The organism is Haloterrigena turkmenica DSM 5511 (genome assembly GCF_000025325.1).
Taxonomy (GTDB): Archaea; Halobacteriota; Halobacteria; order Halobacteriales; family Natrialbaceae; genus Haloterrigena; species Haloterrigena turkmenica.
In genome coordinates this window covers 798,050-815,896 of record NC_013743.1, presented here as the reverse complement: position 1 = coordinate 815,896, position 17,847 = coordinate 798,050, and the positions used below count along the sequence as shown (strand labels likewise).

The window sequence follows — 17,847 nt, the reverse complement described above, 5'->3', positions numbered from 1 at the left end:
TGCGCCACGTCGCTCACCGATCCGTCGGCTCCGTCTCGAGCGGCGTCGCCCCTCGTTTTCCGAAACGTAAACGTGTGTGAGAGTGCTCGTAGCGGGTGTAGCGACCCCGTTCCGGGCGCGGCCTCGGTCCGCACACGAGCGACGATCGATCACGGACGATCGAACCACTACCACCACCGATAACACAGCCATTCCACAATGACAGCACTCGACCTTTCGGGCGTCTTCCCGGCGATGTGTACGCCCTTCGACAGCGACGAACGGATCGACTTCGAAACGCTCCAGACCGACGCGCAGCGACTCGAGGCCGCGGGCGTCGACGGGCTCGTTCCCGTCGGCTCGACCGGCGAGTCGGCGACGCTGACCCACGACGAACACGTGCAGGTCGTCGAAGCGGTCATCGAGGCCGTCGACGACGTCCCCGTCATCGCGGGCACGGGCTCGAACAACACCCGCGAGGCGCTGGAACTCTCCGAGCGAGCCGCCGACGCGGGCGCCGACGGCCTCCTGCTCATCTCGCCGTACTACAACAAGCCCGAGCAGCGCGGGCTGATCGAACACTACGAAACGATCGCGGACACGATCGATCTGCCCCAGATCGTCTACAACGTCCCCTCGCGGACGGGCCGCAACATCGAACCCGACACCGCGGTCGAACTCGCCGCCCACGAGAACATCTCGGGTTACAAGGCCGCCAGCGGCGACCTCGGCCAGATCGGCGAGATCGCCGAGCGAACGACCGACGAGGACTTCGCGGTGCTCTCGGGCGACGACGCGCTCACGCTGCCGACCATCTCCGTCGGCGGAACCGGAACGATCAGTGTCTGTGCGAACATCGAACCCGAACTAACCTGCGCGATGGTCGGCGCCGCGCTCGACGGCGACTACGCGCGCGCACAGGACCTCCACCACACGCTGGGGCCGCTGTACCGCCACCTGTTCGTCGAGACCAACCCGATCCCAGTCAAGGAGGCCATGGAGATCCGTGGCTACGGCCCCGCACGCATGCGCTCGCCGCTGACCCGCCTCTCCGAGGAGTACCGCGAGGACCTCGAGGCCGTCCTCGCCGACCTCGAGGACGAGTCGGCCCGCGCCGGTACTACCGACGCGAGCGACGGAGCCACAGTGGAGGGCGATCGATGACGGTCCGGATCGGCGTCACCGGCGCGACCGGCCGAATGGGACGGGAAGTGATCGCCGCCGCCACCGACCGCGACGACTGCAAGGTCGTCTTCGCGGTCAACCGGGAGCCGGACGGAGAGACCGTCGACGGCGTCGAGATCGAGCCGGCCGACGAGTTCGGCTCGCTGGTCGTCGACCGCGAACCCACCGCCGTCGTCGACTTCACCGGCCCCGAGTCGGCCGTCGACTACGCCGCGGCCTGTGCGGACGCCGGCGTCGCCTTCGTCACGGGAACGACCGGCTTCGACGACGATCAACGCGCGGCGCTCGAGGACGCCGGCGACGACGTCGCCGTCCTCCACGCGCCGAACTTCGCCCGCGGCGTGCAGGCGCTGGTCAACGTCGTCGGCGAGGCGGTCCAGAACCTGCCGGGGTACGACGTCGAACTCGTCGAGACCCACCACAACGGAAAGCGCGACGCGCCCAGCGGGACCGCCAACCGCCTGCTCGAGGAGATCGAAGCCAACGGCGAGTTCTCCGAACGCACGCACGGACGTGAGGGCGAGGCCCCTCGCGAGGAGGCCGAGATCGGCGTCCACGCGCTGCGGGCCGGCGATATCACCGGCGAACACGAGATCATCCTCGCGGGCAATCACGAGGAGGTCCGGCTGACCCACCGCGCGGAGGATCGAGGCGTCTTCGCCGCGGGTGCGGTCGACGCGGCGGTCTGGATCGCTGGACAAAAGGCGGGTCGCTACGACTTCGCGGACGTGATCCGCGAATGAGCGCACTCGAAACCGAAATTTCGGAGCTGTGGACGCAGTACCAGAACGACGCTATCGACGCCGGCACGGCCGGCGAGGACGAGTACGCCACCCTCGAGGCGTTCCTCGACGCACTGGAGGCGGGCGAGGTCCGCGCCGCCGAAAAGCAGGGAGACTCCTGGGAAGCCAACGAGTGGGTCAAGCAGGGGATCCTGCTGAACTTCGGCCTCCGCTCGATCGGCCAGTACGAACACGGCGGCACGACGTACAACGACGTCCTCCCGCTTGCGGACTCGAGCGAGTACGGCGACCGCGGCAGCCGCAACACGCCCGACGGCACCGTCGTCCGGCAGGGCGCCCACATCGGCTCGGACTGCATCATGATGAGCCCGTCGTTCGTCAACATCGGCGCCCACGTCGGCGACGGCGCGCTCGTCGACTCCTGTGACACCGTCGGCTCCTGTGCCCAGATCGGCGACAACGTCAAGCTCGGCGCGAACACCCTCATCGGCGGCGTGCTCGAGCCCGTCGAGAACGCGCCGGTCATCGTCGAGGACGACGTCTCGCTCGGCGCCGGCTGCCGCGTCACCTCGGGCTTCGTCGTCGGCGAGAACAGCGTCGTCGGCGAGAACACCCTCCTGACGCCGCGAATCCCCGTCTACGACCTCGTTGAGGAGGAAGTCATCTACGGCGAACTGCCCGCCGACCGCCGGGCCTTCACGCGCTTCGTCGAGTCCTCGATCAGCGACCACGACCTCTTCGACGGCGGCGCCTACAAGCCCGCCGTGGTGGCGACCGATCTCGAGACGGAGACGCTCGAGGCCACCGAGCGCGAGGACACGCTCCGGGAATAAGTCGATTAGCGGTATAGCGATCCTCGAGCGAACGGATTCGCTCGCGGTCGATTTGGGAAGACAACGGAGTTCATGCGGGATTTTTATGTCCTCCAGTAATAGGTGGCTGTAATAAGCGAACGGGTCGAGGCCGGATCGTCGTCCCAAACGAGATCCGTGAGAAACACGGTGAACGGTACCGTATCGGCGAACTCAGCGATCGGGTCGAACTGATTCCACTGAACGACGACCCGATCGAGGGGTTCCGGGATGCCATCGGTGACGCCTTCGAGGACGAATCGATCGCCGAGATCGAGCGAGCGTCGCGCGAGGCAGAGTAGCCGAGAACGAGAACCCAAACGCTTGAATCCTCTCGGTTACTTGAGAGTGACAATGAGTACGCTCGCGGACTCGCCGGCGATTCGCCGGCTCGCCGACTGGGACGCGACTCGCCTCGAGTCGCTGGTCGGCGACTACGGCTCACCGCTGTACGCACTCGATCTCGAGCGCGTGCGGGAGAACTATCGCCGCCTCGCGTCGGCGTTTCCGGACGCCGAGATCATGTACGCGGTGAAAGCGAACGCCTTGGATGAGGTCCTCGAGACGCTCCACGAGGAGGGGGCGGGACTCGAATGCGCCTCCGCCGGGGAAGTGAAACGCGCGCTCGCGGCCATCGAGTCCAGCGACCGGAGCGACGGGTCGGGCGCGGACGTCCACTACACGGCCGTCAATCCGCCCGCGCGGGACCTCGATTGGGTCGTCGACGCCTGGGAGGACCACCCCGAGCTGACGATCACCGTCGGCGCTGAAGACACGATCGACCGCCTCGAGGAACGGGGCTACGACGGCCGGCTCTGCCTCCGCGTGAATCCGGGGATCGACGCCGGCCACCACGAGAAAGTCAAGACCGGCGCCGCCGCGAAGTTCGGCGTGCCGATCGAGCGCGCGGTCGACGTCCTCACGAACGCCGCCGACCGCGGGTTCGACGTCGTCGGCGTCCACGCCCACGTCGGATCGGGCGTCTCGAGCGACCAGCTCGACGACCACCGGGCGTTCGTCGCGCGGATGGGCGAGCTCGCCACGGACGTGGACGAAGCGCTCGAGGGCGATCTCGAGTTCGTCGACGTCGGCGGCGGCTTCGGCGTCCCCTACCGCGAGAGCGAGGCGCCGCTGGACCTCGAGGCCGTCGCCGAAGCGACGCGGGAGGCGCTGGGCGACGTCGACGCGCGGCTGACGATCGAGCCCGGCCGCTACTTCGTCGCGGACGCGGGCGTCCTCCTGACCGAGGTCAACACCATCAAGGAGGCCCGCGACACCCTCGCAGTCGGCGTCGACGCCGGGATGACGACCCTGCTGCGGCCCGCGATGTACGACGCCTACCACCCGATTCGGAACCTGACGGCCGATCGGGAGGCCGACTCGAGCGACGAAACCAGAAATTCGGCCGACACCGGCCGCGAGACGGTGCCGCAGACGATCGCCGGACCCATCTGCGAGAGCGGGGACGTTTTCTGTTCCGACCGCGAACTACCGGCCAGCAGACGCACGGACGTGCTCGCGATCGGCAACGCCGGGGCCTACGGCTACGAGATGGCTAACCAGTACAACTCCCGGCCGCGACCCGCGTCGGTCGTCATCGACGGCGACGACGTTCGGCTCGCTCGCCGACGCGAGACGGTCGACGACGTGACCCGGCCAGAAACGAGCGCGACCGATCCGACGACCGCGGATGCGAGTCGGAACCGGAACGCGGATGCGGACCGAGAAGCACATAACGACCACGATATACGATAGCACGATGAGCGTCCCATTCCAGAAGTACCACGGCACCGGCAACGACTTTCTAATCATCCAGGCAGACGAGTACGTCCCCGATCGGGGCGCACTCGCCGAACGCGAGTGCGACCGCGACGACGGCGTCGGTGCCGACGGCATCCTCTATCTCGCCTTGGAGGAGCGGTTCCACCCGCCGCGGGTCATCATGACGCTGGTCCAGCCCGACGGCGCGACGGCTCCGATGTGTGGCAACGGCGCGCGCTGTGCCGCCGACTGGGCCATGGAGGAGACCGGCTCCGACAGCGTCATGATCGACACGCAGGCGGGGACCCTCCGCGCGGACCGCACGGACGAGGGGATCACCATCGAGATGGGCACGCCCACGTTCGCCCCCGACGAGGTACCCGTCCGAGCCGACGAGCAGGTCTTCGAGGAAGAGATCGAGGGCCTCGAGGTGACGATGGTCAACACCGGCGTCCCCCACGCCGTCGCGTTCGTCGACGACGTCGACGACGTCGACCTCGAGGCGGTCGCGCCGAGGGTGCGCTACGCCGACGCGTTCCCCGTCGGAACGAACGTCACGCTCGCCAGCCCCGACGGGGAGGGCGGCTTCGATCAGCGAACCTACGAACGCGGCGTCGAGGGCGAGACGGACTCCTGTGGCACCGGCGCGGTCGCCATCGCGGTCGTCGCGCGCCGACTCGGCCGCACCGACGCCGACCCGGTCGACGTTTACCCGCCGGGCGGCGATCTGCGCGTGAGTTTCAACGACCGCGGGAACGCGACGCTCGCCGGCCCCGTCGAACACGAGTTCGACGGCGAAGTGACCGTCCGATCGCCGACGGAACTGTGAGCGGGGACGACGGAGCGACGACGATGTCGACCACGGACGGCGAGTTCGCCGGATTCGACCCCGTCGAGTTCCTCGAGGCAGCCGTCCAGCACGACTCCCACGAGAACGTCGGTCCGATGCGGGAGTTCCTCTGTGAGACGCTCGAGACCCGCGATGTCTCGCTCCGCGTCGACGACGGCGGCAACGTGCTGGCGACCCGCGGGCCGGCCGACGCCGAGACCCACGTCGTGTTGAACACGCACATCGACACCGTCTCACCGCACGTCCCGTTCGAGCGCGACGAGAACGGGAACGAAGCCGGCGGGAGCGACGTGATCCGCGGCCGCGGCTCCTGCGACGCGAAGGGACCCCTCGCCGCGTTGCTCGCGGCGTTTTTCGCCGTCGATCCGACCGACGGCCGGGTCACGCTCGCAGTCACGCCCGACGAGGAGGTGCTCTCGACCGGCGCCTACGAACTCGTGTCGGGCGAGGACTCCCCGACGCGCGACGCCGACGCCGTGATCGTCGGCGAACCGACCGATCTGGACGTCTGTACGGCCGCGAAGGGACGGTTTCAGGGAACGATCCACCTGACGGGAGCCAACGCCCACGCCGCCGAACCGGAAACCGGCGTCAACGCGGTCGCGGCCCTCGAGTCCGTCCTCGCGGCGATTCGTACCTTCGGCGAGCGCGACGACACGCCGCCGGAACATCCCCAACTCGGCGCCGCGACGCTGACGCCGACCGTCGTCTCCGGCGGCGAGGCCACGAATCAGGTGCCCGCTGATTGCGCGCTGACAGTCGACCGCCGCAGCGTACCCCCGGAAACGGCCGACGAGTTCCACGCGGCGCTGACCGACCAGTTACAAAGCGCCGTTCCCGACGACGTCGGCGTCGAGTTCCGCTTTACTGACCGGCCGACGCCGTTCCTCGAGGCCTGGGACACCGACCCCGACGCCGAGATCGTCGACGTCCTCGCGGACGCGTCCGGGGGCGAAGTGCGCCCGTTCACCGCCGCGACTGAGGCCTCCTACTTCGCGGCCGACGCGCCGACGGTCGTTTTCGGTCCCGGCGTGCTCGCGGACGACGAGGGCGCGGTCGCCCACGCCCCGCGGGAGTACGTCCGCGTCGATGCCGTGCGGGCGGCGGCGCGGGCGCTCGAGGAGACGCTCCGAACGCTCGTCGCGTAGCGCTGCGAGCGCGACCGAGACTCGAGGAGACGCGGAGACGCACCGACCGAGTGAGGGCGAGACCGATCCGATCGGGCGTTTTTTGGCGGTACTGCCACACTTATCCGATACGCACGTGTCTCCCCTCGCCGTCGCCCCCGAAATCGCGTTCGCTCCGTTCGCCCTCGCCTCCGCCGATTCGGACCCGACGGCTTCGCTCGCCGCCTCGAGCGTCGGCGCCGTCGTTCCGCGCCCGTTCTGGCTCCCGCTCGGGACGACGCTCGTCGCGTTCCTCGTCGGCGTCGTTCTCCTGGCCGCCGCCTCGACGTTCACGCGAACGGTCAGTGACGACATCGCCGAGCGGCCGGATCGATCCTTTGCCGTCGGATTTCTCGGCCTGTTCGGACTGCTCGTCGCCGTGACGCTGCCGCTGGTCCTCTCGACGGCGGTCGAGCACCCGGTGGTCTCCGCGCTGACGGCGGTCGTCGCCGCTCCGGGACTGTTCGTCTGGGGGCTCGCCGTGGTCGTCGGCAGCTGTCTCGGAGCCGTCGCGATGGGCGATCGGGTCGTCCGACGTCGCAGCGATTCGGCATCGCTCGTCCCGGCGACCGTCGTCGGCGCCGTCGTCCTCGGTGCGAGCCAACTCGTTCCCGTGTTCGGCGCGCTGGTGGCGATGGGGCTGGCGACGGTCGCGGTCGGCGCCGTCGCGCGACGGCGGTTCGACGTCGACGAGCGCCTGTTCGACGGCGACGCGGCCAGCGAGTCAGCCGGGAGGTCGGAAATCGGTCGCTCGAGTGCCGGGTGGGAGACCGAACCGGACCGGACGCCGTCCGCCGTGACCTGGAACAGCGGAGACGAATCGGCCGGACAGCCGGCGGACCGCGAGGACCGTTCGTGGCCGGATGGGACGGAGGCCGTCCTCGAACGGGACGACGATGACGATTCGGGTCGGGATGAGATCGACATCGTCGGGGACGACGAGAACTGGACCGTCGGCGGCTGGCGGTGGGACGCCGACCCGGACGACGATAGGGGAAGCGACGCCGAGCCGTCCCGTGAAGAACCAGCCGACGAACAGTAAGGGTGCACATCGACGGCGCGACGCTGTGAGCGGATCGGCGGCGACGAGGCGCGATCGTTGTTCACAGGGGGACTCGAGTCGCACGCCATCGAAATCACCGACGGGCGACTCGGATCTCTCGGTCGCTGTATCTCGTCTCAGGCGTAGGTCAGGTAGTTCGAGAGGTAGACGACCGCGTTGTAGCAGCCGTGGATCAGCGCCGGGACGAGCAGGCTGCCCGAGAGTTCGTACAGCGTGCCGAGGTAGAGCCCGAGCGACAGCACCGTTCCGAGGCTCACGAGGACGGCCCCGAACTCCTCGCCCATGTAGACGGGGAGGTGAACGGCGGCGAAGACGAGTGCGGACAGGGGGACGGCGAGCAGCGTCGGGAACGCCTCGCCGAGTCGCGACTGGACGACCCCGCGGTAGAGCAGTTCCTCGCCGGGACCGGTCAGGAGGATCGCGATCGGGATACCGACGAGAAACAGCACCGGGTGGTTGCGGTTCTCCTCGATGTTCGAGTGGGTCTCGCCCTCGCCGCCGGTGCCGAACGGATCGACGTACTCGACGAGGCCGTGGTAGCCGACGACGACGATGAACGCTCCGACCAGACCGAGGACGATCCACGCCAGATCCCAGATCGTCGGTTTGCGGAGTCGAAGGAACGTCCGGGTAAAGGCCCAGTCGAATCCGTCGCGGCGAACGATCAGGTACGTCAGCGCGAGGCCGCCGGCCCCGACGACGTTGAACGCGACCGAGGTGGTGATCTGGGCGATCGCCTCGGCCTCGTAGCCGAGCGCGAACACCTGTCCCTGGACGCCGAGCGTCGCGGCGTAGCCGGTCAGCCAGCCGCCGAAGGCGAGGGCGAGACAGAGGGCGACGACGCGGACGCGCGCCGGAACCGCCCCGGCGATCGATCGATTCGAGGACACGATCGACCCTACCCACTACGGATAGAAATAGGTACTGACACGTGGGGTGACCCGGTCGGGCGGCCCGCTCTACTCGAGGTCGTCGACCAGATCGCTCGCGACGCCGACGTAGTCAGTCGGCGTCAGCGCGTGCAGTTCCTCGCGGACGTCCTCATCGACCTCGAGGTCGTCGAACATCTCGCGGAAGTCCTCGATCGTGACGTCCTTGCCCCGCGTGACGGCCTTGACGCGCTCGTAGGCGTCCGCCTGGCCCTCCCGGCGGAGGATCGTCTGGACCGCTTCGCCGATGATCTCGGGGGTCGACTCGAGGTCCTCGCGCATGACCCGTTCGGTGGGGACGACCTTCTCGAGGCCGGCGGCGGCCTTGGTGTAGCCGATCAGGCAGTGGGCGAAGGCGGCGCCGATGTTGCGCTTGACCGTCGAATCGGAGAGGTCCCGTTGGAGCCGCGAGGTGGTGACGTAGTCGGCGAGGAAGGTCAGGTCCGAGTTAGCCTTCGAGAGGTTGCCCTCGCTGTTCTCGAAGTCGATCGGGTTGACCTTGTGGGGCATCGTCGAGGAGCCCGTCTCGCCCTCGACGGCCTCCTGCCCGAGGTAGCGGTCGGAGACGTAGAGCCAGATGTCCAGGTCCAGATCCAGCAGGACGTCGTTGGCCCCGCGGAAGGCGTCGAACAGCGTCGCGAGGTCGTCACAGGGGTTGACCTGCGTCGTGAGGGGTTCGAACTCGAGGCCCAGTCCCGTGACGAACTCCTCGGCGAAGGCCGGCCAGTCGACCTCGGGGTAGGCGGCGTGGTGGGCGGCGTAGGTACCGGACGCGCCGCCGAGTTTGCCGCGCAGGTCGTCGGTCGCCCGCCGGATGCGACCCGTCGCGCGGGCCAGCCGGGAGGCGTAGACGGCCATCTCCTTGCCGAACGTGGTCGGCGTCGCGGGCTGGCCGTGGGTGCGGGCCAGCATCGGGAGGTCCTGGTGCTCCCGGGCCATCTCGGCGAGCGCGTCGCGGACCTCGTACAGTTCGGGCAGGAGCACCTCGTCGACGGCGTCCCGGACGAGCAGCCGGTGGGCGAGGTTGTTCACGTCCTCGCTGGTCAGCCCGAAGTGGATCCACGCCGAGGCGTCGCTGTCGGCGGGCAGTTCGTGGCGGACGAAGTACTCGACGGCCTTCACGTCGTGGTTGGTGGCCTCGAACTCGCCGTGGCCCTCGGTCTCGAGTTTCTTGATGAGGCGAGCGTCCTCCTCAGCGAAGTGCTTGTAGAGCCCGCGGAGGTGTTCGCGCTCCTCCAGGTCGAGTTCGAGCGGCGTCGCCTCGAGGTCGGCCAGCGCGACGAGGTACTCGACTTCGACGCGAACCCGTGCTCGCATGAGCGCGGCCTCGCTGGCGTACGGCGACAGCGGTGCGGTCCGGCTGCTGTACCGACCGTCCAGCGGCGAGACGGCATACAGGGCGTCGGTGTCGGTCATAGTAGACCGTCCGCAACCATCGCGAAAAAGGGTATCGAAACCGCGACCCGCTCGAGGCCACGAGCGTGCATATCTCGTCGTTCCGCCCCGGTAATATCGGCATAAGTATCCATATTCGTGCATACTCGAAGGAACGAGACCGCAACCACTTTGCCGCTCGCGGGCGCCACTCCGACCATGACGCGAATCGCCGGGATGGCCGGCAACCGAGGGCGCAACCTGTTGAACATCGCCGATCGCAACCCGGGCGGGGCCGAACTGGCCGTCGTCCTCACGAACGACGCGGACGCACCGGTGCTCGAGGCCGCCGCCGAGCGCGGGATCCCGACCGAAGTCGTCCCGCTCGAGGACGACATGAGTCGGAGCGAGCACGAGGAAGCCGTGCTCGAGGCCCTCTCGGAGTACGACTTCGAGCTGGTCTGTCTCGACGGCTACATGCGAATCCTCTCGGAGACGTTCCTCTCCGAGGCGCCGACGACGCTGAACGTCCACCCCGCACTCTTGCCCGCCTTCCCCGGCATGGACGCCTGGGGCGACGCGCTCGAGGAGGGCGTCTCCGTGACGGGCTGTACGGTCCACGTGGTCACGGACGCGACCGACGAGGACGGGAGCGTCGTCGAAGAAGACGTTGACGCCGGTCCGATCGTCACCCAGGAGCCGATTCCGGTCTACGAGGGCGACGACGAGGAGACGCTGAAGGAGCGGGTCCTCTACGAGGGCGAGTTCCGCGCGTACCCGCGTGCGGTGAAGTGGTTCGCCGACGGGGCAGTGGACGTCGATCTCGAGGCCGGTGAGGTCACCGTCGAGAACGACGTGGCGACCGTCGGCGACGACGACCACGACGGCCTGCCGACGCGCCGACTCGTCTCGGACGACCGCGCGGACACGCTTCGGTACGGGGAGAACCCCCACCAGGACGCCGCGGTCTACGCCGACTACACGACGGACGAGGCCAGCGTCGTCCACGCCGACCAGCTCAACGAGGGTGCGAAGGCGCTATCGTACAACAACTACAACGACGCCGACGGCGCGCTGAACCTCATCAAGGAGTTCGACGAGCCCTCCGCCGCGGTCATCAAGCACACGAACCCGGCTGGCTGTGCGACCGCCGACTCGCTGGCCGAGGCCTACGAGAAGGCGCTCTCGACGGACCCGATGAGCGCCTTCGGAGGCATCGTCGCCCTGAATCGCGAGTGCGACGCCGCGACGGCCGAGCAGATCATCGACTCCTTCAAGGAGGTCGTCGTCGCCCCCGGCTACACCGACGACGCCCTCGAGGTGCTCTTCGAGAAGGACAACCTACGAGTGCTCGACGTGGGCGAACTCGGCGAGCGGACCGAGCGCTTCACCGAGAAACCGCTCGTGGGCGGTCGACTCGTCCAGGAGCGCGATCTGCAGTCCATCTCCGTCGACGACCTCGAGGTCGTCACCGAGCGCGAGCCGACCGACGAGGAACTCGAGTCGATGGTGTTCGCGTGGCAGACCCTGAAACACGTCAAGTCCAACGGCATCCTCTTCGTGGACGGCACCGAGACGGTCGGCATCGGCATGGGGCAGGTCTCCCGCGTCGACGCGGTCCGCCTCGCGGCGATGAAGGCCGACGAGCACGCCGAGGGGAAGGACGCCGAGGGCGCGGTCATGGCCTCGGACGCCTTCTTCCCGTTCCCGGACGGCATCGAGGAGGCCGCCGAGGCGGGCATCGAGGCGGTCGTTCAACCCGGCGGCTCGGTCAACGACGACGACGTGATCGAGGCCGCGGACGAACACGGAATCGCGATGGCGTTTACGGGACAGCGGTCGTTCCGTCACGACTGATCGATAGCGGCGCGCCACTCGCCTCTCGTCGCACCCTCTCGGTCCGTCGGAATCGCACGACGCACCGAACGAGCATTTTTCGACACTATATGAGGTCTGGTATTTATCGCTTCGAATTCCCATACATATCTGCGGCCGTGAATTACATAATGTCTGAAAATAGTTGAGACGTGTATGTATAGAAGAACGGCCCTTACAGCGGCAGTTTCGCTGGTAGCGGTGTCTGCCGGGTGTACTGGTAGCAAAGACGAGCGACCGAGCGATTCGGAGCCGGAGGACGCCGACGACAACCAAACAGACGACGCTGAGAGTGTCAACGAGACCGAGGAAGAACTAACGCTCGAGACGTTCGAGTATCCGGAAGCGGTCGACCAAGACGGATTCCGCCGGAATCTGGCCTCCGTCCATGCGGACCGGCTGGAAGAAGCTGGATCGTTTCAGCTGACTCGAGAGACGGAAACGACGAGACAGCACGGTTCAGATGACGAGAAAACCGTCACCACCGTCAACGGTGACACCATCCTCCATACGCGCGACGAAGACGGATATCTGACCACGGAGAAGTGGTCCGATCCCACGACCGGCGGAGGCGATGTTCTCGTCCGCAGTTCGAACGGTTTCGACGAACGGTATCGAACGGAAGACCAGTCCCGGCTGGATGCGGACATCGACGGCTCCGTGACGCTCGGGGCGCTACTCGACGCCGCGATGTTCGAAGCGTCGGAACTCGACGAGCGCGACGGCACGCCGGTCGTCGTCTTCGAATCGGTCGACGTGATCAACGCGAGCGCGCTCGAGAGGGTTCAGCGCATGGAACGATACGATGATCTTGAGGCGTCTATCGTTGTCTCGGAAGGAGGAGTCGTCGGCTATCAGTGGAAACTCGAGGGCGAGCGGTTTGACAGGCCGCGAAAGATCCGCGAGTCCGGGACGTTCGAAGACGTCGGCGAAGCGACTCTCGAGGAGCCCGACTGGGTCGACGAGGCCCGAGAACGGGCCCTCGAGCTGTCGATCGAACCGGCCGCAGACGAGTCGTCGTTCATCGTGACGGTCGAACGGGGGGAGCCAATTCCGTCGGGAGCACAGATCAACTTCTTCGCCGGCACTCAGCTCCGCGGTGAACTCAACAAGGAGATCACGCAAGAGGACACGCTCTACCTGTACAATGACGGGGGACAGCTCGGAACGTCGGTCAATAGCGAACCGAACAGCGGTTCGGAGCTCCAAACCGACTTCGCTGATCTCAGTATCAGGACGGAAAGCGGACTCATCGTGTATAAAGGGAGGTACGACGCGTACGCCGAGGAATAACCGGTCGATCGATCTCCGACCTGAGGACATCGATCGCGTGTCGCGGACCGGAAACCGGACCGACGAAGAACCGACGAGACGCGACCAAACGCGATACCAAGCAGTACGTAGCGAACGCCGATTCGAACACCGTGAGTGCAGGAACTGACCGGTTCCGATCCGTACTCACGTTCAAAGCCAGACGAGTGGAAGCCATCGGAAACGGCAGTCCGCACTAGTCCCGTTCGTAGAGATCGGTCGAGAGGTACCGCTCACCGGTATCGGGAAGGACGGCGACGACCAGTTCGTCGGGGTGTTCGGCCGCATAGTCGGCCGCGGCCGACAGCGCCGCGCCCGCGGAGATGCCGATCAGCAGTCCCTCGGTTCGGCCCAGCTTTCGGGATGCTTCCTTCGCTGCGTCACCCTCGACGGCGCGGGTCTCGTCGATCAGTTCGGTCCGCAGGATGTCGGGGACGAAGCCGGGACCGATCCCCTGAATGTCGTGGCCCTCGGAACTGAGTTCCGAGAGCGTCGGCGATTCGGCCGGTTCGACCGCGACCGACGTGAGATCGGTCTTCCCCCGTTCTTCCTTGATGTACTCCGAGACGCCGGTGATGGTACCGCCGGTACCGACGCCCGCGACGACCGCGTCGACCGCGCCGTCTGTGGCGTCCCAGATTTCGGGCCCGGTCGTCTCCCGGTGGGCCGCCGGGTTCGCCTCGTTCTCGAACTGGCGGGCCATGATCGCGTCCTCGCGCTCGGCGACGATCTCCTCGGCGCGCTCGTTCGCGCCGCCCATCCCGTCCTCGGCGGGCGTCAACTCGAGGTCGGCGCCCAACGCGCTCAGGAGTTGCCGACGCTCGGTCGACATCGAGGCCGGCATCGTCAGCACGCAGTCGTAGCCGCGAGCGGCACAGACCGCCGCCAGCCCGATGCCCGTGTTCCCGCTGGTCGATTCGACGACGGTGTCGTCGGGCTCGAGCGCGCCCGCCCGCTCGGCGGCGTCGATGATCCCGCGCGCGATCCGATCCTTGACCGAATAGGGGTTGTGCGACTCGAGTTTTCCGAAACAGTTGTCGGCGAACGCGTCCAGTCGCAACAGCGGCGTTCGGCCGATCAGTTCGTCGACGGTCTCGGCGACGTCGATCTCGGTCTCGGCCGCGGAGTCGACTGCTGGTCCCATTAGTTCAGACACGCGGGACGACCCCACTACCAGTTGTCCCGAATCGGTTCGGCTCGCGCGGCGACACGGTTGATCGAACGGCCGTCCGAGCGCGGGCTGGGAGAGCCATCCGCGTTGCGCGCAAATTTCGGCCGGCCAAAAACCGAATCATTTTTAGAGTATTAGGCCAGCCTAAATCGTATGAAATCGATACGGCAACTCGAGCGAAGTCGACGCGAGTTCGTCGCGACGGGGATCGCGGCCGGGAGCGCGGCGATGGCCGGCTGTATCACCGGTGACAGTTCAAGCTCGGAGGACGGCGACTCCTACACGGTGTCGATGGCGCCGATGGGAGAAGTCGAGTTCGACGCCGTCCCCCAGGACGCCTTCGTCACGTTCGCCCACTACGCGGACATGGCGGTCGCGCTGGGCCACGGCGACGCGGTGAACACGCTGTTCGCGCCCGAGATGTCGGGATCGACGATGTCGATGTTCTACGACCGGCTCGAGGGCGTTTCCTTCGACGGCGAGTCGCTGCCCCACCCGCTCAAGGACGGGGTGGTCGAGGAGGACCTCTACGAGTACGACAGCGACGTCCACTTCCTGGATCCGTCGTACGTCCTGACCACCGAGGACGACTGGTCCGAATCCAAGATCGATACCGTCGCCGAGCAAGTCGGTCCCTGGTTCGGAAACTTCCACAGCGGGGTCCACAGCGAGCCCGCGGAGGCCTACGCCGACAGCTACGAGTACTACACGCTCTGGGAACTCTTTGAGCGGGTCGCCGAGGTTTTTCAGGAACGGGATCGCTACGAGGCGCTGAAGGAGGTCTACGACGAGACGCGGTCGCAGATCGAGTCGAACCTGCCGCCCGAAGACGAGCGGCCGACGGTCGCGCGAGTCACGCTGGGACCGGAGGGACAGGACGTCTTCTACTCCTACCACACCAACACGGACGGCTTCTGGCAGGCCGAGACGCGGCCGCTCGGCGCCCACGACGCGCTCGCCGACGTGGAATGGTCGGGCGACTGGGGCGAGGTCGACTACGAGACGATGCTCGAGGCCGATCCGGACGTCATCCTCCACCTCTGGGGAATCACGTCTCGGTACGCCATCGAAGAGATTCGCGAACGGCTCGAGGACCACTCCGCGGGAAGCGAGCTGACGGCCGTCCAGAACGACCGCGTCGTCGCCAGCGGAATGCGCTACCAGGGGCCGATCATGAACCTCTTCCAGCTCGAGATGACGGCCAAACAGCTCTATCCCGACCGGTTCGGCGAGTGGCCGGGGCACGAATCCGGGCAGTCGTATCCCGAGATTCCGGACGACGCACGGCTGTTCGACCGCGACCGCGTCGCGGAGATCGTGACCGACGGCGCTGGCGAGTAACGATGACCGACGGCGCCGAGACCGACGCCGGGTTCGACGTCGACGTGGCCGTCATCGGGGGCGGCCCCGCCGGCTGTTCGGCCGGCGTCTTCACCGCGCGGTACGGTCTCGAGACGGTGGTCTTCGACCGCGGCTCCTCCTCGCTGCGCCGGTGTGCCTGCCTCGAGAACTATCTCGGCTTCCCCTGCGGGATCGAGGCCGAGCGGTTCCTCGAGTTGGCACAGACCCACGCCAGGGAAGCGGGATGTCGACTCCGCGAGGAGCTCGTAGACTCCGTCGCCGCGCTCGAGGGCGGCGAGTTCGAAGCGGACGGCGGCGAAACCGAGGGTCCAGCGAACGGCGAGGGGTTCCGACTCGAGCCCCGGGACGGCGACCCCCTGACGGCCCGGTTCGTGATCGCGGCGACGAAGTACGACGGGTCGTACCTCCGCGAACTGGACGACGACGGGGCGCTGTTCGTCACCGAGGAGGGCGCCGACGGGAGCGTCGAGCGGTTCGACCGCGCGTATCCGGACGACGACGGCCGGACGCCGGTCGAGGGCCTCTACGTCGCCGGTCCCCTGGCCGGCTGCGGCGATCAGGCGATCATCGCGGCGGGCCACGGCGCGACGGTCGCCCGGGCGCTGCTCCGGGACCTGCGCCGGGCGGACGGGTACTGGGATCGCTTCGCGAAACGGTATGACTGGCGCCGGTACAGAGAGAACCGAGACGAGGAGTGGGCCGACCCCGAGCGCTGGGTCGAACTCTTCGAAACGACCGCGCCCGGCGACCGCGACGCAGAGGACGTTCGACGCCTCGCCGAGTCCTACGCGGCCGAGCGCGACGAGAGCTACCTCGAGGCCGAAACCGCGGCTCGGCGAACCGAGCGCGGCCAGCGACGGCTCGCGGAGACGCTCGACGACGAGGTGTTGCTCGAGGCCGTCGACGACGAGGCGATCCGCGAGCGGGCGGCGCGCCTCGAGGGCGGTGACGAGCGGTCAGACACCGACCCGAACGACGACTGAGCCGACCGATACAATTTTTAGGCTTGCCTAAAAACTCGAGTTCGATGCGGTCAACCGAAACGACGCGACGGAAGTTCATCGGTGCGGGGGTCGCCACCGGTGGCGCGCTCCTCGCGGGGTGTATCACCGGCGGCGAAACGGACGGTTCGAGCGGCGAGACGTACACGGTCTCGATGGAGCCGATGGGCGAGGTCGAGTTCGAGGGGCCGCCCGAGCGGTGGACGGCGCTGTTGCCCAGTTACGCGGACATGGGATTCGCGCTCGGCGGCGGGCAGACGCTCGGCATTCAGAACCACGAACGGTTCGGGACCGAGGTCTACGACGAACTGCCCGACATCGAGTTCGACGAGGACGAGGTCGTGGAACTGACCGAAGGCGGCGTCGACACGGAGCTGTTTTACGAAATGGACGCCGACGCCCATTTCATCGACCCACACATATTGACACACTGGTACGAATGGGATCGCGACGACGTCGATCAAGTCAGAACCGACGTCGGCCCCTTGTTCGGCAACTTCATTCGCCGCCACAGTGACGAGTGGCACGATTACCGCTACTACGAGCTCTACGAGGCGCTCGAACTGATGGCCGACGTGTTCCAGGCGCGAGATCGCTACGAGGCGCTCGTCGACCTTCACGAAACGATGCTCGAGACGATCGAGGAACGGTTACCGCCGGCCGACCAGCGACCGACCGCGATGCTCGTCTACCCGGCCGAATCGGGAGACGAGTTCTACCCCTTCCGATTCGACGACGGCGGGATCAGCACTAAGCAGTGGCGAGATCTCGGACTGACCGACGCGCTCGCGACGACCGACGTGGGACACTACAGATACGGCGATCGAAGTACGGTCGATCTGGAGACCCTCCTCGAGATCGATCCCGAGGTACTGCTGGTTCGCAACCACGGCGGGGACTCCGAATCGGAGTTCCGAGAAGCAGTCGTCGAGCCGCTACGGGACGATCCGGCCGCCAGCAAGGTCCGAGCCGTCCGGGACGACGCCGTCTATAACGCCGGCTACCTCGACCAGGGCCCGATCAGCAACTTCTACCACACCGAACGCGCCGCGACGGACATCTACCCCGACGCGTTCGACGACGCGACGCTGTTCGATCGCGAACGGGTCGCGGAGATCGTCTCCGGCGACGTCTGATCGCCCGCGGGCGCGTCGCCATCAGTTCGTCGAGAGTCGCCGATTCGGTTCGTTCTCGTCGCCCGTCGGCAGCGCTCTCCATCGGATAGA

16 protein-coding genes are annotated in these 17,847 nt (G+C 67.2%); 13 read left to right on the top strand and 3 right to left on the bottom strand.

The window, feature by feature from the left end:
- The first annotated feature begins 198 nt into the window (after positions 1-198).
- From dapA to HTUR_RS03930, 8 genes are all read left to right on the top strand, one after another.
- Complete coding sequence (gene dapA, locus HTUR_RS03965; RefSeq protein ID WP_012942007.1) at positions 199-1,143, top strand: 4-hydroxy-tetrahydrodipicolinate synthase; 945 nt, start codon at positions 199-201, stop codon at positions 1,141-1,143.
- Complete coding sequence (gene dapB, locus HTUR_RS03960; RefSeq protein ID WP_012942006.1) at positions 1,140-1,907, top strand: 4-hydroxy-tetrahydrodipicolinate reductase; 768 nt, start codon at positions 1,140-1,142, stop codon at positions 1,905-1,907. Before dapA ends, dapB begins: the two co-directional genes overlap by 4 nt.
- On the top strand, positions 1,904-2,740 hold the full coding sequence (locus tag HTUR_RS03955) for a 2,3,4,5-tetrahydropyridine-2,6-dicarboxylate N-succinyltransferase (protein WP_012942005.1): 837 nt from the start codon (positions 1,904-1,906) through the stop codon (positions 2,738-2,740). The genes dapB and HTUR_RS03955 overlap by 4 nt, the downstream gene beginning before the upstream one ends.
- Before the next feature lie 98 nt (positions 2,741-2,838).
- Positions 2,839-3,060: a hypothetical protein gene (locus tag HTUR_RS27855; protein ID WP_081443483.1), complete on the top strand. Its 222-nt coding sequence runs from the start codon at positions 2,839-2,841 to the stop codon at positions 3,058-3,060.
- A gap of 52 nt (positions 3,061-3,112) precedes the next feature.
- Positions 3,113-4,513, top strand: a complete 1,401-nt coding sequence (gene lysA / locus HTUR_RS03945; protein WP_012942004.1) for a diaminopimelate decarboxylase — start codon at positions 3,113-3,115, stop codon at positions 4,511-4,513.
- Positions 4,514-4,517: 4 nt separating this feature from the next.
- Complete coding sequence (dapF, locus tag HTUR_RS03940; RefSeq protein WP_012942003.1) at positions 4,518-5,348, top strand: diaminopimelate epimerase; 831 nt, start codon at positions 4,518-4,520, stop codon at positions 5,346-5,348.
- 23 nt (positions 5,349-5,371) lie between these two features.
- Positions 5,372-6,517 (top strand): M20 family metallopeptidase, encoded by a 1,146-nt coding sequence (locus HTUR_RS03935; protein ID WP_012942002.1) that lies wholly within the window; start codon positions 5,372-5,374, stop codon positions 6,515-6,517.
- A 115-nt stretch (positions 6,518-6,632) separates the two neighbouring features.
- On the top strand, positions 6,633-7,577 hold the full coding sequence (locus tag HTUR_RS03930; protein ID WP_012942001.1) for a US12 family protein: 945 nt from the start codon (positions 6,633-6,635) through the stop codon (positions 7,575-7,577).
- 137 nt (positions 7,578-7,714) lie between these two features.
- Here HTUR_RS03930 and HTUR_RS03925 read toward each other — a convergent pair whose 3' ends face one another.
- Both HTUR_RS03925 and purB read right to left on the bottom strand, forming a co-directional pair.
- Positions 7,715-8,488 carry a CPBP family intramembrane glutamic endopeptidase gene (locus tag HTUR_RS03925; RefSeq protein WP_012942000.1) on the bottom strand — a complete coding sequence of 258 codons (774 nt, stop codon included), beginning with the start codon at positions 8,486-8,488 and terminating at the stop codon, positions 7,715-7,717.
- A gap of 69 nt (positions 8,489-8,557) precedes the next feature.
- Positions 8,558-9,943, bottom strand: coding sequence for an adenylosuccinate lyase (gene purB / locus HTUR_RS03920; RefSeq protein ID WP_012941999.1), 1,386 nt, complete (start codon positions 9,941-9,943; stop codon positions 8,558-8,560).
- Between the two features lie 177 nt (positions 9,944-10,120).
- Here purB and purH point away from each other — a divergent pair, with 177 nt between their 5' ends.
- Both purH and HTUR_RS03910 read left to right on the top strand, forming a co-directional pair.
- A complete protein-coding gene (purH, locus tag HTUR_RS03915; protein ID WP_012941998.1) occupies positions 10,121-11,758 on the top strand; it encodes a bifunctional phosphoribosylaminoimidazolecarboxamide formyltransferase/IMP cyclohydrolase in 1,638 nt (545 codons plus the stop codon).
- A 219-nt stretch (positions 11,759-11,977) separates the two neighbouring features.
- Complete coding sequence (locus HTUR_RS03910; RefSeq protein ID WP_049941592.1) at positions 11,978-13,069, top strand: hypothetical protein; 1,092 nt, start codon at positions 11,978-11,980, stop codon at positions 13,067-13,069.
- Between the two features lie 214 nt (positions 13,070-13,283).
- Here HTUR_RS03910 and cysK read toward each other — a convergent pair whose 3' ends face one another.
- Entirely contained in the window at positions 13,284-14,231 is a 948-nt protein-coding gene (gene cysK, locus HTUR_RS03905) for a cysteine synthase A (RefSeq protein ID WP_012941996.1), read from the bottom strand.
- Between the two features lie 180 nt (positions 14,232-14,411).
- Between cysK and HTUR_RS03900 the strand changes: the two genes are divergently transcribed.
- The 3 genes from HTUR_RS03900 (at position 14,412) to HTUR_RS03890 (ending at position 17,757) form a co-directional block, all read left to right on the top strand.
- Positions 14,412-15,599, top strand: a complete 1,188-nt coding sequence (locus tag HTUR_RS03900; protein WP_012941995.1) for an ABC transporter substrate-binding protein — start codon at positions 14,412-14,414, stop codon at positions 15,597-15,599.
- Between the two features lie 2 nt (positions 15,600-15,601).
- Positions 15,602-16,603 carry an NAD(P)/FAD-dependent oxidoreductase gene (locus tag HTUR_RS03895; protein ID WP_012941994.1) on the top strand — a complete coding sequence of 334 codons (1,002 nt, stop codon included), beginning with the start codon at positions 15,602-15,604 and terminating at the stop codon, positions 16,601-16,603.
- Between the two features lie 182 nt (positions 16,604-16,785).
- A complete protein-coding gene (locus tag HTUR_RS03890; protein ID WP_049941827.1) occupies positions 16,786-17,757 on the top strand; it encodes an ABC transporter substrate-binding protein in 972 nt (323 codons plus the stop codon).
- Positions 17,758-17,847 lie beyond the last annotated feature (90 nt).

Coding starts and splice junctions, on each gene's coding strand:
- purH (WP_012941998.1), top strand. CDS start 10,121: ATGACGCGAATCGCCGGGATGGCCGGCAACCGAGGGCGCAACCTGTTG.
- dapA (WP_012942007.1), top strand. CDS start 199: ATGACAGCACTCGACCTTTCGGGCGTCTTCCCGGCGATGTGTACGCCC.
- cysK (WP_012941996.1), bottom strand. CDS start 14,231: ATGGGACCAGCAGTCGACTCCGCGGCCGAGACCGAGATCGACGTCGCC.
- HTUR_RS03895 (WP_012941994.1), top strand. CDS start 15,602: ATGACCGACGGCGCCGAGACCGACGCCGGGTTCGACGTCGACGTGGCC.
- HTUR_RS03935 (WP_012942002.1), top strand. CDS start 5,372: ATGTCGACCACGGACGGCGAGTTCGCCGGATTCGACCCCGTCGAGTTC.
- dapB (WP_012942006.1), top strand. CDS start 1,140: ATGACGGTCCGGATCGGCGTCACCGGCGCGACCGGCCGAATGGGACGG.
- purB (WP_012941999.1), bottom strand. CDS start 9,943: ATGACCGACACCGACGCCCTGTATGCCGTCTCGCCGCTGGACGGTCGG.
- HTUR_RS03890 (WP_049941827.1), top strand. CDS start 16,786: ATGGGCGAGGTCGAGTTCGAGGGGCCGCCCGAGCGGTGGACGGCGCTG.
- HTUR_RS03955 (WP_012942005.1), top strand. CDS start 1,904: ATGAGCGCACTCGAAACCGAAATTTCGGAGCTGTGGACGCAGTACCAG.
- lysA (WP_012942004.1), top strand. CDS start 3,113: ATGAGTACGCTCGCGGACTCGCCGGCGATTCGCCGGCTCGCCGACTGG.
- dapF (WP_012942003.1), top strand. CDS start 4,518: ATGAGCGTCCCATTCCAGAAGTACCACGGCACCGGCAACGACTTTCTA.
- HTUR_RS03900 (WP_012941995.1), top strand. CDS start 14,412: ATGAAATCGATACGGCAACTCGAGCGAAGTCGACGCGAGTTCGTCGCG.